Annotated in this window: 12 protein-coding genes; 5 read left to right on the plus strand and 7 right to left on the minus strand. The window is 65.1% G+C overall.

What is annotated here, in order from left to right:
* Nucleotides 1-185: 185 nt before the first annotated feature.
* The 3 genes from pcaG to pcaQ form a co-directional block, all read right to left on the minus strand.
* On the minus strand, nucleotides 186-791 hold the full coding sequence (pcaG, locus tag C4K27_RS27035) for a protocatechuate 3,4-dioxygenase subunit alpha (RefSeq protein ID WP_053262772.1): 606 nt from the start codon (nucleotides 789-791) through the stop codon (nucleotides 186-188).
* A gap of 10 nt (nucleotides 792-801) precedes the next feature.
* Nucleotides 802-1,521, minus strand: a complete 720-nt coding sequence (gene pcaH / locus C4K27_RS27040; RefSeq protein ID WP_053262773.1) for a protocatechuate 3,4-dioxygenase subunit beta — start codon at nucleotides 1,519-1,521, stop codon at nucleotides 802-804.
* 103 nt (nucleotides 1,522-1,624) lie between these two features.
* Nucleotides 1,625-2,554, minus strand: a complete 930-nt coding sequence (pcaQ, locus tag C4K27_RS27045) for a pca operon transcription factor PcaQ (protein ID WP_053262774.1) — start codon at nucleotides 2,552-2,554, stop codon at nucleotides 1,625-1,627.
* 139 nt (nucleotides 2,555-2,693) lie between these two features.
* Between pcaQ and ypfJ the strand changes: the two genes are divergently transcribed.
* On the plus strand, nucleotides 2,694-3,590 hold the full coding sequence (gene ypfJ / locus C4K27_RS27050; RefSeq protein ID WP_053262775.1) for a KPN_02809 family neutral zinc metallopeptidase: 897 nt from the start codon (nucleotides 2,694-2,696) through the stop codon (nucleotides 3,588-3,590).
* A complete protein-coding gene (locus tag C4K27_RS27055) occupies nucleotides 3,590-4,567 on the plus strand; it encodes a hypothetical protein (RefSeq protein WP_053262776.1) in 978 nt (325 codons plus the stop codon). Before ypfJ ends, C4K27_RS27055 begins: the two co-directional genes overlap by 1 nt.
* A gap of 120 nt (nucleotides 4,568-4,687) precedes the next feature.
* Here C4K27_RS27055 and C4K27_RS27060 read toward each other — a convergent pair whose 3' ends face one another.
* From C4K27_RS27060 to C4K27_RS27070, 3 genes are all read right to left on the minus strand, one after another.
* Nucleotides 4,688-5,281: an HAD family hydrolase gene (locus tag C4K27_RS27060; protein WP_007928904.1), complete on the minus strand. Its 594-nt coding sequence runs from the start codon at nucleotides 5,279-5,281 to the stop codon at nucleotides 4,688-4,690.
* The gene (gene tesB, locus C4K27_RS27065) at nucleotides 5,278-6,147 is read right to left on the minus strand and encodes an acyl-CoA thioesterase II (RefSeq protein WP_007928905.1); all 870 of its coding nucleotides are present in this window, start codon (nucleotides 6,145-6,147) and stop codon (nucleotides 5,278-5,280) included. Before tesB ends, C4K27_RS27060 begins: the two co-directional genes overlap by 4 nt.
* Before the next feature lie 101 nt (nucleotides 6,148-6,248).
* Nucleotides 6,249-6,818: a GNAT family N-acetyltransferase gene (locus tag C4K27_RS27070; RefSeq protein WP_007928906.1), complete on the minus strand. Its 570-nt coding sequence runs from the start codon at nucleotides 6,816-6,818 to the stop codon at nucleotides 6,249-6,251.
* Between the two features lie 74 nt (nucleotides 6,819-6,892).
* Between C4K27_RS27070 and C4K27_RS27075 the strand changes: the two genes are divergently transcribed.
* Together C4K27_RS27075 and C4K27_RS27080 are read left to right on the plus strand one after the other, a co-directional pair.
* Nucleotides 6,893-7,813: a histone deacetylase family protein gene (locus C4K27_RS27075; RefSeq protein ID WP_053262777.1), complete on the plus strand. Its 921-nt coding sequence runs from the start codon at nucleotides 6,893-6,895 to the stop codon at nucleotides 7,811-7,813.
* A gap of 1,004 nt (nucleotides 7,814-8,817) precedes the next feature.
* The gene (locus C4K27_RS27080; RefSeq protein ID WP_053262778.1) at nucleotides 8,818-10,059 is read left to right on the plus strand and encodes a TIGR03862 family flavoprotein; all 1,242 of its coding nucleotides are present in this window, start codon (nucleotides 8,818-8,820) and stop codon (nucleotides 10,057-10,059) included.
* A 178-nt stretch (nucleotides 10,060-10,237) separates the two neighbouring features.
* Here C4K27_RS27080 and C4K27_RS27085 read toward each other — a convergent pair whose 3' ends face one another.
* Nucleotides 10,238-11,572, minus strand: a complete 1,335-nt coding sequence (locus C4K27_RS27085) for an RNA helicase RhlE1 (protein WP_007930755.1) — start codon at nucleotides 11,570-11,572, stop codon at nucleotides 10,238-10,240.
* A gap of 212 nt (nucleotides 11,573-11,784) precedes the next feature.
* Between C4K27_RS27085 and C4K27_RS27090 the strand changes: the two genes are divergently transcribed.
* The gene (locus tag C4K27_RS27090; protein ID WP_053262779.1) at nucleotides 11,785-12,240 is read left to right on the plus strand and encodes a hypothetical protein; all 456 of its coding nucleotides are present in this window, start codon (nucleotides 11,785-11,787) and stop codon (nucleotides 12,238-12,240) included.
* The last annotated feature ends 9 nt before the right edge of the window (nucleotides 12,241-12,249 follow it).

Here is a 12,249-nt window from a genome sequence, read left to right on the forward strand (position 1 = left end):
GTGGTTATTGAGATCGCTTGAAGGCCCTGCGGACCTTATCGCAGGCTGCGCCAGCGGCTACAGGAAACACGCAAGTCTTGTAGCCGCTGCCGAGCCCCGCGAGGCTGCGATCGGCTCCGCAGGAGACGCAAACCGGCCACTGCGGCAGACCGGACCGCCCGGGGAGAGCGGTTACGGATGGCCAATCAGAAATCGAAGAACACCGTCTCCTCTTCCCCCTGGATGCGGATATCGAAGCGGTACGCCCGCTGCCCGTCCACGTCACAGGGATGCGTCAGCAGGGTGTCGCGCCGCTGCGGCTGCTCGATCAGGTTCAGCACCGGGCAGGCGGCATTGGCTTCCGGCTCGTCGGCGAAATACAGGCGCGTGTGCAGGTGGATGTTGATCCCCCGGGCGAACAGCGCCACGTTGATGTGCGGCGCCATCGGCACCCCGGCGGCGTTGTTCACCACGCCCGGCTTGACCGTGTGCAGCGTCCACTCGCCGGCATCGAAGGTGGTGGCCGTGCGCCCGAAGCTGTTGAAGGCTTTCTCCGAATCGAACACAGGGTCGTAGACGCCCTCGTGGTTAGCTTGCCAGAACTCGAGGAACGAGTCGCGCACCAGATGGCCGTTGCCGTCGTACACATGGCCGATCAGCAGGATCTTTTCCCCCTGGGCGTCGGGCCCGGCCATCCGGTTCCAGATCTCGTCGCTGCGGGTCGGGTTGCCCGCGGCGGCCAGCGCCAGGCCGATGTGCACATATGGGCCGGCCGTTTGCGAAGGGGTTTCAGGCAGCAATTGGATAGGCATGGCGGGCTCCTCAGCAATTCTCGAAGTGGGTCTTGCGCTGGCCGCGCAACACGATGTCGAAGCGATAGGCCAGGCAGTCCATCGGGTTGGCGCTGCTCATGTCCAGCCGCGCGATCAGGCTCTGCACCGCCTGCGGGTTGGCGATCGACTTGACGATCGGGCACAGCGGGATCAGCGGGTCGCCCTCGAAATACAGCTGGGTGATCAACCGCGTGGCGATCGACGGCCCGCTGATGGAGAAGTGGATATGCGCCGGGCGCCAGTCGTTCGGGCCGTTGCGCCACGGGTAAGGGCCGGGCTTGATGGTGCGGAAGCTGTAGTAGCCGTCACGGTCGGTCAGGGCCCGGCCGACACCGCCGAAGTTCGGGTCCAGGGGCGCCAGGTAGCGGTCGTTCTTGTGCCGGTAGCGACCACCGGCGTTGGCTTGCCACATCTCCACCAGGGTATGGGGAATCGGCTGGCCGTACTGATCGCAAACCCGACCGGCGACGATGATTCGCTCGCCCACCGGCAAGCCGCCGTTATTGAAGTTGAGCAGCAGGTCGTTGTCGAAACGCCCGGTCTTCAGATGGGAGAAATCGGGGCCGCTGGTTTCGCTCAGCGATTGCGGGATGCTCACCAGTGCCTGGCGTGGCGAACGGGCCACGGAGGTCTTGTAGTCGGGGGTCAGGGCCTTGGGATGCCAATTACGGTCACGGATAACGAAACGACTGCTGTCTGCATCGGACATGTCGGTCTCCTGTTGTTTGATTTATGGAGCGCAGCTCGCGCAGTTTCAAACAACGGCAGCCCAACGACTATTGAAAAGCCCCCTCAAGGACATAACCAAACAGTTATGGATAACGCCCCTCGCGATAGGCTTGTCCGACCTCCCGCAGCACCTCCACGCACCATTGCGCCGCCAGCGACAGCGGCAGGCTGGCGTTGCTGGAGATGCCCACCGAGCCGCCCGGCTCACGCTGCCCGAGCTCGATCTCGCGCAGCTCGCCGTTGGCCAGGTCCAGGCGCACCGCATCCAGCGGGGCGATCCACAGCGCATCGCTGGACAGCGCATAACGCCGGCTCAAGGCCACCGAGAGGGTTTCCAGGCGCTGGCGCGACTGGCTGATGCCGCACTGCACGAACAGGCTGTCGGCGAACTTGCGGATGGTGGTGCCGGCCAGCGGCAACACCAGCGGATACTGCTCCAGCGCATGTCGGTCCAGCGGCCCGTGCAGCAACGGATGATCGGGGCGCGCCACCAGGGTCATGGACTCGCTGTACAGATGCTCGAAACTCAGGCCCTGGATCTGCGGGCTGTCCGTCATGCGCCCGACCACCAGGTCGACATCGCCGACCCGCAACTGCGACAGCAGATAGGCGCTGGGGCCGGTGACCACGCTCACCACCAGCGCCGAATGCCGTTCGTGCAGGCGCCGCACCACCTCCGGGAGCAGCAGGCTTTCGGCGGTCGAAAGCACACCCAGGCGCACCACGCCGGCGGCATATTCGCCACCTCGCAGGGTGTTCACCCCCTCGCGCAGGGCCTGCACCGAGGGCCCGGCGTAACGCAGAAAGGCCATGCCGGCCTCGGTCAGGCTGAGCCCGGCCTTGCTCCGGGCGAACAGCCGGGTATCGAGCAGTTCTTCCAGTTCCTTGAGGGTTTTCGACATCGCCGGCTGGCTTACCGCGAGCACATCCGCCGCCCGCGCCAGGCTGCCCTGGCGAGACATTTCAAGAAAACATACGAGGTGACGGAATTTGATGCGGGTATCGATGTTCAAAGGAGGCCCCGGATGTGTCGCGACAGGATCGATGCGGCTGCGGGCAATGGTAGCGTGCATGCAAAAGGCTGACGACCGGACTGGCGTCTGCCCTACTCACCAGCAACACTGATCAGCAAATTAGAACGAGGATTCACCCATGCTTTGGAAGAAAGGACGGCGCAGCGACAACGTGGTGGATGCTCGCGATGACAGTGGCGGCGGTGGAGGCGGCGGTCTGCGCTTTGGCGGTGGCAAGGGCCTGAGCCTGACCGCCATCATCCTGATCGTCGGCATCGGCTGGGTCACCGGCCAGGACCCGTTGCAAATCCTCGGGCAGCTCGCCGGGCAGATGGACCAGTCCTCGGCGCCCGCCCCCACCCAGCAGACCCGCCAGGCGCCGCCGGCCAACGACGAGCAGGCGGAATTCGTGCGCTCCATCCTCGGCGACACCGAAGACACCTGGGGCCAGATCTTCCAACAGGCCGGACGCGCCTATCAGCAACCCAAGCTCATCCTGTTCCGTGGCCGGGTGAACTCCGCCTGCGGCTCGGCGACCTCCGCCACCGGCCCGTTCTATTGCCCGGCCGACCAGCAGGTGTACCTGGACATGGACTTCTTCCGCGAGATGGACCAGCGCTTCTCGGCCGCCGGCGACTTCGCCCAGGCCTACGTGATCGCCCACGAAATCGGCCACCACGTACAGACCCTGCTCGGCGTCTCGGCGAAGATCCAGGCGGCCCGCCAACAAGGCCGGCAGATGGAAGGCGACGGCGGCCTGCTGGTGCGCCAGGAGCTGCAGGCCGACTGCCTGGCGGGTGTCTGGGCCAACCATGCGCAGAAACGCCTGAACTGGCTGGAGCCGGGGGATATCGAAGAAGCCCTGAACGCCGCCAACGCCATCGGTGACGACCGCCTGCAACAGCAAGGCCAGGGCCGCGTGGTACCGGACTCCTTCACCCATGGCAGCTCGGCGCAACGGGTGCGCTGGTTCAAGGCCGGTTTCACTCAAGGCCAAGTCGGCCAGTGCGACACCTTCGCTGCCAAGAGCCTGTAATGCACCGAGTGCTGGCGCTGCTCACCTTATGGCTGATCTGCGCCAGCCCACAGGCGGCAGTGCATGGTGTCAAAACGATCAGCCCCGCGCGGCTGAACCTCGAAGGCGGCGAACTGGCCATCGGCCTGAGCCAGGACTGGCAGTGGCCGCTGCCCGAGGTCCAGCGGGCGCTGATCATTGTCCACGGGCGCCTGCGTAACGCCCAGACCTACCTGCAAAGCGCCGAACAGGCCGCCAGCCAGGCCGGGCAAAGTGCGCCCACCCTGGTGGTCGCCCCGCAGTTTCTCAACCAGAGCGATATCGAGCGTCACCAACTACCCGGTTCGCTGCTGCGCTGGCAGGGCAATGACTGGATGGCCGGCGAGCCGTCCAGCGGGCCCAGGGCGGTCAGTTCCTATGCGGTGCTGGACGCGATCATCACGCGGCTGAGCGATCGCCAGCAGTTCCCGTCCCTGACTGAGATCGTCATCGCCGGCCACTCCGGTGGCGCCCAGGTGGTGCAGCGTTTCGCCCTGCTCGGCCAGCACCATCCGGGCCTGGAGGATGACGGCATCAAGCTGCGCTACGTCATCGCCAACCCGTCGTCCTATGCCTACTTCGACGAGCAGCGCCCGGTGAAGGTCGACGCCGGCGCGTGCCCCGGTTTCAACCACTGGAAATACGGCCTACTCAAGCTGCCGGCCTACGCCACCGGCCAGACCGCGCAGCAGTTGGAAGAGAGTTACGTCAAGCGCGATATCACCTACCTGCTGGGCAAACAGGACACCGACCCGCACCACCCGGCGCTGGACACCAGCTGCGCCGCCGAGGCCCAGGGCGCCTACCGCTTGATTCGCGGGCACAACTATTTCAACTACCTGAAACAGCGCCATCCCCAGGGACTGCAACAGCAATTGATCGAAGTGCCCGGCGTCGGGCATGACGGCGACAAGATGTTCACTTCGCCCGAGGGGCAGAAGGCGTTGTTCGGCCAGTAGGCACAGTGAAATCAGCAATGACGCTATCGCGGGCAAGCCTCGCTCCTACAGATTCGTTGTCGTACCCGGCAGAGGGCTACACCGCAGATCCGTAGGAGCGAGGTTTGCCCGCGAAGCTTTTTAAGCCAGCACCATCCGCCGCAGGGCGCTGCAATCCTCGGCATGCCAGTCGGCCAGCTCCGGCCACGGGTTATCCGGCAGGTTGACCAGCACCGTGTGGGTGCCCGCCGCGCGACCGCAATCAAGGTCGAAGCGGTAGTCGCCGACCATCACCATTTCGGCGGGCGCCACCTCCCAGGCCGCGGCCAGCTTCAGCAAGCCGCCCGGGTGAGGCTTGGGTGGCGCTTCGTCGCGCCCCAGCACGTCCTCGACGGCAAAGCAGTCGGCCAGGCCGATGGCCTCCAGGGTGACATGGGCCAGCTCCCGCGCATTGCGGGTCAGGATGCCCAGGCGATAGCCCCGCGCCGCCAGCTCCCGCACCAGCTCCACCGCCCCCGGCGCCGGCCGCGAACCCAGCGCCAGGTCGCGTTCGTGCTCCAGCAGCCAGGCGTGTTTCGCCGCGGCTTCGGCGGCGGGCAAGGCCGCGAGGTGGGTCAGGATGTCGTGCTCCGGCGGGATCCCCAGAGCCTCGCGGATGGCCGCGAAATCGTGCACGGCCACCGTCAGGGTGCCGTCCATGTCGAACACCCAATGCCGAACCTCGGCCAGGCTCATGCCCAGTCCTTGCGGTGGCGGATCAGGCCTTCCTGGGTCACCGACGCCACCAGTTGGCCGGCGCGGTTGAACACGCTGCCACGGGAGAAACCGCGGGAATTACCGGCCCACGGGCTGTCCATGGCATACAGCAGCCAGTCGTCGGCGCGCAGGTCGGCATGGAACCACAAGGCGTGGTCGAGGCTGGCGACCTGCATGTCCTTCTGCCACACCGACTTGCCATGGGGCAGCATCGAGGTGGTCAGCAGGCCGAAGTCCGAGGCGTAGGCCAGCAGGTATTTATGCAGTGCGGGAATGTCCGGCAGGCTGCCGTCGGCGCGGAACCAGACGTATTTGATCGGGTCCGCCGGCTGCGGGTTGTAGGGGTCTTTCTCGGTGACCGGGCGTACTTCGATAGGCTTGGGGCACAGCAGTTTTTCGCGCATGTGCTCAGGGATCAGGTGCGCGCGCTGCTGGGTGATCTCCAGCTCCGACGGCAGGTTTTCCGGGCCGACCACCTGGGGCATCGTGTCCTGGTGCTCGAAGCCTTCCTCGTCGTACTGGAACGAGGCGCTGCAGGTGAAGATCGGGTTGCCCTTCTGGATCGCCGTCACCCGGCGGGTGCTGAAACTGCCGCCATCGCGCACTCGATCGACCTGGTACACCACCGGCAACGCCGCGTCGCCCGGGCGCAGGAAATAACCGTGCAGCGAATGCACATGGCGGGCCTCTTCGACAGTCTGGCTGGCCGCGGACAGGGACTGACCCAATACCTGGCCGCCGAACAGCTGGCGGAAACCCAGGTCCTGGCTACGACCGCGAAACAGGTTTTCCTCGATCGGTTCCAGGGTCAACAGATCGACCAGATCATCCAACACGTGGCTCATTCAGACTCTCCTCACACAGAGCAATGCCGCGCAGTCTTCGCTGCTGCGGTCGATTCAATCGGGTTCATACACATGGGCACACTCCAGATGCCCCCGACCTGCTATCCATGCAAGGTTTCCAACCATTGTTCGCGGTTGATGCGATACAGCACATGATGACGCAGCGGATGCTCGCTGCCGAGCTTTGGGTGATCGAAATCGTCGTGCGCAGCGTGTTGCATGCCGATGGCCTGCATGACTTTCTGCGACGGCAGGTTGCTGGTGGTGGTGAAGGCAACGATCTCCTTCAGGGCCAGGCGATCGAAGCCACAGCGCAACGCGGTCCAGGCCGCTTCGCTGGCATAACCCAGGCCCCAGTGCTCGCGCGCCAGGCGCCAGCCGATTTCCACCGCCGGGGTGAACGGCGCCTCGAAGCCCACCACGCCCAGCCCGGTAAAACCGATAAAGGCCCCGGTATCCTTGCGCTCCAGCGCCCACGTGCCAAAACCGTGCTCGGCGAAATGCCCACGGATCCGCCCGATCAGCGCAGCACTTTCCAGGCGGCTCAGGGGGGCCGGAAAATAACGCATCACCTGCGGGTCGGCACACATCGCCGCGAACGCCGGCAAATCCTCGTCGCGCCACTGGCGCAACAGCAGTCGAGCACTTTCGAGTTGCAGTATCGGCTCCATCGTCCCCTCCATTTCCATGCGTGCCAGTCTACATCGCTGGTAGGATCCTTTTCGGATTCCTACATGAAATTGCCATGCCACTGCCGCTGATCTACCACGACGACTACAGCCCTGAGTTCCCGGCGGAGCACCGCTTCCCCATGGACAAGTTTCGCCTGCTGCGCGACCACCTGGTGGACAGCGGCCTGACCCGCGATGCCGACCTGTTGCGCCCGGAACTATGCCCCAGGGAAATTCTCGCCCTGGCCCACGACCCTGGGTATATCGAACGCTATATGGCCGGCGAGTTGTCGCGGGAAGACCAGCGGCGCCTCGGCCTGCCCTGGAACGAAGCCCTGGCCCGGCGCACCGTGCGCGCCGTCGGCGGCTCGTTGCTGGCCGCCGAACAGGCCCTGGAGCATGGCCTGGCCTGTCACCTGGCAGGCGGTACCCATCACGCCCACTACGACCACCCGGCGGGCTTCTGCATCTTCAACGACCTGGCGGTGATCAGCCATTACCTGCTGGAAGCCGGTCGGGTCGGCCGGGTGCTGATCTTCGACTGCGACGTGCACCAGGGCGACGGCACCGCGCGGATTCTCGAACATACCCCGGACGCCGTGACTGTCTCGCTGCACTGCGAAAAAAACTTCCCGGCGCGCAAGGCCACCAGCGACTGGGACATCCCCCTGCCGATGGGCATGGGCGACGCCGACTACCTGAAGGTGGTCGACGATGCGCTCAATTACCTGCTGCCGCTGTACCAGCCGGACCTGGTGCTGTACGACGCCGGGGTGGATGTGCACCAGGACGATGCCCTGGGTTACCTGAAGCTGACCGACCAGGGCGTCGCCGCCCGCGACGAACAGGTGATGCGCCATTGCCTGGGCCGCGACATCCCGGTGCTCGGGGTGATCGGCGGCGGCTACAGCAAGGACCGCCAGGCCCTGGCCCGGCGCCACGGCATCCTCCACCACAGCGCACAACGGGTGTGGACGTCATTGGGTTGCCATTGAAAAATCAGTGCCGCCGCATCATCAGGTTGTCATCAAAAGATGGGCGTCTTACCCCCAACCGCTGTGGAGCCGCTTGTGGATAACCTGCGCGTAAGCCGCTGCACGTCAGGCAATACAAGCCTTCCAGCCCACTGCTCATTTTTCGACCAACACCTGTAGCCGCTGCCGCAGGCTGCGATCGATCGGAACGGTCGCTGGCGTCGGCACTCGCGCTGGAGGTCCTGCGGACCTGTCGCAGCCTGCGGCAGCGGCTACGGAAACGGGGGCCGGTCGCGTCATCAGATGGTCATCAAAATATGGGCGTCTTACCCCCAACCGCTGTGGAGCCGCTTGTGGATAACCTGCGCGTAAGCCGCTGCACGCCAGGCAATACAAGCCTTCCAGCCCGCTGCTCATTTTTCGACCAACACCTGTAGCCGCTGCCGCAGGCGGCGATCGACCGGAACGGTCGCTGGCGTCGGCACTCGCGCTGGAGGTCCTGCGGACCTTGCGCAGCCTGCGGCAGCGGCTACAGAAATGGGGGCCGGTCGCGTCATCAGATGGTCATCAAAATATGGGCGTCTTACCCCCAACCGCTGTGGAGCCGCTTGTGGATAACCTGCGCGTAAGCCGCTGCACGCCAGGCAATACAAGCCTTCCAGCCCGCTGCTCATTTTTCGACCAACACCTGTAGCCGCTGCCGCAGGCTGCGATCGACCGGAACGGTCGCTGGCGGCGGCACTGGCGCTGGAGGTCCTGCGGACCTTGCGCAGCCTGCGGCAGCGGCTACAAAAACCTTCATCAGGCGGTCATGAAATTGTGGGCGCCTTACCCCCAATCTCTGTGGAGCGGCTTGTGGATAACCTGAGCGCAAGCCTCTGCAGCCCATGCCGTACAGGCCCTGCAGAGCACTGAACGTTTTTTGATCAAACCCCTGCATAAGCCGCTGCGGGACGCATGGAGCATTGGCGACGGGCCTGCCTCGGGTAGAATGCCTGGCTTATTCCGCCACGCCGCCGCCCGCCATGACCTTATCCCGCACCACCCTGCCCCATCACGTCGCCATTATCGGTGGCGGCCCTGCCGGCCTGATGGCGGCCGAGGTGCTGAGCCTGGCGGGCCTGCGCGTCGATCTCTACGACGGCATGCCATCGGTAGGCCGCAAGTTCCTGCTGGCCGGGGTCGGCGGCATGAACATCACCCATTCCGAGGCCTACCCGGCCTTCCTCTCGCGTTATGCCGAACGGGCCCCACAGATGGCCCCGCTGTTGCGCGAGTTCGGCAGCGAGGCGTTGTGCCAATGGATTCACGGCCTGGGCATCGAGACGTTCGTCGGCAGCTCGGGCCGGGTGTTCCCCACCGACATGAAAGCCGCGCCGTTGCTGCGCGTCTGGCTCAAGCGCCTGCGCGATGCCGGCGTGGTTATCCACACCCGCCATCGCTGGCTCGGCTGGAATGTCGATGGCAGCCTGCGCATCCACAGCCCGGAAGGCGAGAAATCGGTTCAGGCCGACGCCCTGTTGCTCGCGCTGGGTGGCGGCAGCTGGTCGCGCCTGGGTTCGGATGGCGCCTGGATGCTGCCGCTGGAGCAGCGCGGCGTGCAACTGGCGCCCCTGCAACCGAGCAACTGCGGGTTCGAGGTGCAGGACTGGAGCGATCTGCTGCGCAGCAAGTTCGCCGGTGCCCCGCTGAAGAACGTGGCCATTGGCCTGAACGACGACATACCCCGCCTCGGCGAGTGCGTGATCACCACCACCGGGATCGAGGGCAGCCTGATCTACGCGTTGTCGGCGCCGATTCGCGAGGCAATCAACAAGCACGGCACCGCCACGGTGCATATCGACCTGTTGCCGGGCAAACCCCATGACCGGATCCAGGCCGCGCTGAGCAAGCCACGGGGCTCGCGCTCCATGGCCAAGCACCTGCACAGCCAGGTGGGCATCGAGGGGTTAAAAGCCGCGCTCTTGCGTGAACTGATCAGCGCCGACTGCTTCGCCGACCCGGCGCTGCTGGCCAGGGCGATCAAGGCCCTGCCGCTGACCCTGGTGAAAACCCGCCCCCTGGACGAAGCCATCAGCAGCGCTGGCGGCGTGACGTTCGAGGCCATGGATCAACGCCTGATGCTCAAGCAATTGCCCGGCGTGTTCTGCGCCGGGGAGATGCTCGACTGGGAGGCGCCCACCGGCGGCTACCTGCTCACCGCGTGTTTCGCCAGCGGGCGGGCAGCCGGGTTGGGGATGCTCGAGTGGTTGCGGGAAAAGGCCTGAACCCGGCCTACGCCCTGTAGCCGCTGCCGAGCGAAGCGAGGCTGCGAACGGCCGCGCAGCGGCCGCCAAAGCAAACGCCCCGGCTTCTCCAGGAGAACCGGGTCGTTTGGTTTTACGAGGACTGCGTCCTCGATCGCAGGCTGCGCCAGCGGCTACAGGGGCGGTGTTGGCCTCTGGCTTACGGCTTGCGCTTGCGCGGCCCGGTGTTGAACGCCGGCACCTTGCGCACCGGTTTCACCGCCGGGGCTTCGGCCACTTCGCCGCTGTCCACCCACTTGCCCAGGTTGCGCTTGCCGCCACCGCCGGAAGTCTTGGGTTTCTTCGGCTTTTTCGGCTTCTTGATCACCTGGCCGCTGGCGTCGGTTTCCGGCACCCGGTGCTCCGGAATGAAGTCCGGTTCGTCATGACGCTTGAGGGTCTGGCGGGTCAGCATCTCGATGGCCGACAGCAGGTTCACTTCATCGGCGCACACCAGCGAGATCGCCTCACCGGTGGAGCCGGCGCGGCCGGTGCGGCCGATGCGGTGGATGTAATCCTCGGCGACGATCGGCAGGTCGAAGTTGACCACCAGCGGCAAGTCCTCGATGTCCAGGCCACGGGCCGCGACATCGGTGGCCACCAGGATCTGGATCTCGCTGGCCTTGAAGCGGTCCAGCGCCCGCTGGCGAGTAGCCTGGGGCTTGTCGCCATGGATGCCGTCGGCGTTCACGCCCTGGCCCTGCAGCCTTTCCACCAGCGCGTCCACGCCGTTGCGGGTCTTGGCGAACACCAGCACCTGCTTCCAGCGGTTCTTGCGCAGCAGGTGGCTGAACAGCTCCGGCTTGCGCTTCTTGTCCACCGTCACCACCCATTGCTTGACGGTGTTGGCGGCAACGTTGCGCGGGCTGACTTCGATGCTCAGCGGGTCGTTGAGCATCTGCCCGGCCAGCAGGCGGATGTCATCGGAGAAGGTCGCGGAGAACAGCAGGGTCTGACGCTTTTTTGGCAGGGCGCGATAAATGTTCGCCAGCTCTTCGGAAAAACCCAGGTCGAGCATGCGGTCGGCTTCGTCCAGCACCAGGGTCTGCAACTGGTTGAACTTCAGCGCGTTCTGGCGAAACAGATCGAGCAGGCGGCCCGGCGTGGCCACCAGCAGGTCAACGCCGCCGCGCAGCTTCATCATTTGCGGATTGATGCTGACGCCGCCGTACACCGCGTAAGTGCGCAGCGGCAGGTTCTCGGCGTACTGGCGCACCGCTTCGTGCACCTGTTCGGCCAGTTCGCGGGTCGGCACCAGAATCAGGGCGCGCACCGAGTTGGCGGAGACTTTCGGCCCTTCCATGGCCAGCAACTGCAACAGCGGCAAGGCGAAGCCGGCGGTCTTGCCGGTGCCGGTCTGGGCCGCGGCCATCAGGTCGCGACCGCCCAGAACCGCCGGAATGGCTTGCGCCTGCACCGGTGTCGGGGTCTGGTAGCCAAGCGTTTCGAGGGCGCGCAGCAAGGGTTCGATCAGGCCAAGAGTGGCGAATGTCATGGGGATACCGTAGGGAGATTGTCAGCGCAGGTGTGCAATGGGCGGCAGTTTACCCTAATTCAGGCGGGTTTCTTTGGGCTGACGAGTTGTCCCGCAACAGGTCGCCAGCTGGCGGGCATGAAGAATGCGGGTGGACGCGCCTTGAGGTACGGGAGGAGAATTCAGCCCCTTTTTCCCTATCGCACCTTTGAAGATCCAGGAGCCTGACCTGTATGGATACACCCAACCCCTTCCAGACACCGACCGCCGAATTGCAGACCCCGGCAGCGACTGCGCCATTGCGCCTGTACAGCATCAACGCTGTCGGCCTTGCCACCTTCCTCGGCACTTCCGTGGCGGGGTCCTACATGATCGCCGCCAACCTCAAGGCGCTCGGCCGTGAAAGCGAAGTGAAGAAGGCCTGGTACATCGGTATCGGCCTGCTCATCCTGATGATGGTGCTGGGCGCGGTGCTGCCGGAAAGCGTTCCAGCCGTGGTCTTCGTACTGCCACCGATTTTTGCGATGAACACCTACGCACGCCAGCTCTTCGGTCCGGTCGTCATCGAACACAAACTCAGCAAGGGGCCTTTCTTCTCGTTGTGGCGCGTCGCCGGGATCAGCCTGCTGTTCATGCTGGTCTTCGTCCTGGTGCTGCTAGCGCTGGTGATGCTGTCCAACCCGGACTGAGTACGACAG

This window comes from Pseudomonas chlororaphis subsp. chlororaphis (genome assembly GCF_003945765.1).
Lineage (GTDB): Bacteria > Pseudomonadota > Gammaproteobacteria > Pseudomonadales > Pseudomonadaceae > Aquipseudomonas > Aquipseudomonas chlororaphis.

Coding starts and splice junctions, on each gene's coding strand:
- pcaG (WP_053262772.1), bottom strand. CDS start 791: ATGCCTATCCAATTGCTGCCTGAAACCCCTTCGCAAACGGCCGGCCCA.
- pcaH (WP_053262773.1), bottom strand. CDS start 1,521: ATGTCCGATGCAGACAGCAGTCGTTTCGTTATCCGTGACCGTAATTGG.
- ypfJ (WP_053262775.1), top strand. CDS start 2,694: ATGCTTTGGAAGAAAGGACGGCGCAGCGACAACGTGGTGGATGCTCGC.
- C4K27_RS27055 (WP_053262776.1), top strand. CDS start 3,590: ATGCACCGAGTGCTGGCGCTGCTCACCTTATGGCTGATCTGCGCCAGC.
- C4K27_RS27060 (WP_007928904.1), bottom strand. CDS start 5,281: ATGAGCCTGGCCGAGGTTCGGCATTGGGTGTTCGACATGGACGGCACC.
- tesB (WP_007928905.1), bottom strand. CDS start 6,147: ATGAGCCACGTGTTGGATGATCTGGTCGATCTGTTGACCCTGGAACCG.
- C4K27_RS27070 (WP_007928906.1), bottom strand. CDS start 6,818: ATGGAGCCGATACTGCAACTCGAAAGTGCTCGACTGCTGTTGCGCCAG.
- C4K27_RS27075 (WP_053262777.1), top strand. CDS start 6,893: ATGCCACTGCCGCTGATCTACCACGACGACTACAGCCCTGAGTTCCCG.
- C4K27_RS27080 (WP_053262778.1), top strand. CDS start 8,818: ATGACCTTATCCCGCACCACCCTGCCCCATCACGTCGCCATTATCGGT.
- C4K27_RS27085 (WP_007930755.1), bottom strand. CDS start 11,572: ATGACATTCGCCACTCTTGGCCTGATCGAACCCTTGCTGCGCGCCCTC.
- C4K27_RS27090 (WP_053262779.1), top strand. CDS start 11,785: ATGGATACACCCAACCCCTTCCAGACACCGACCGCCGAATTGCAGACC.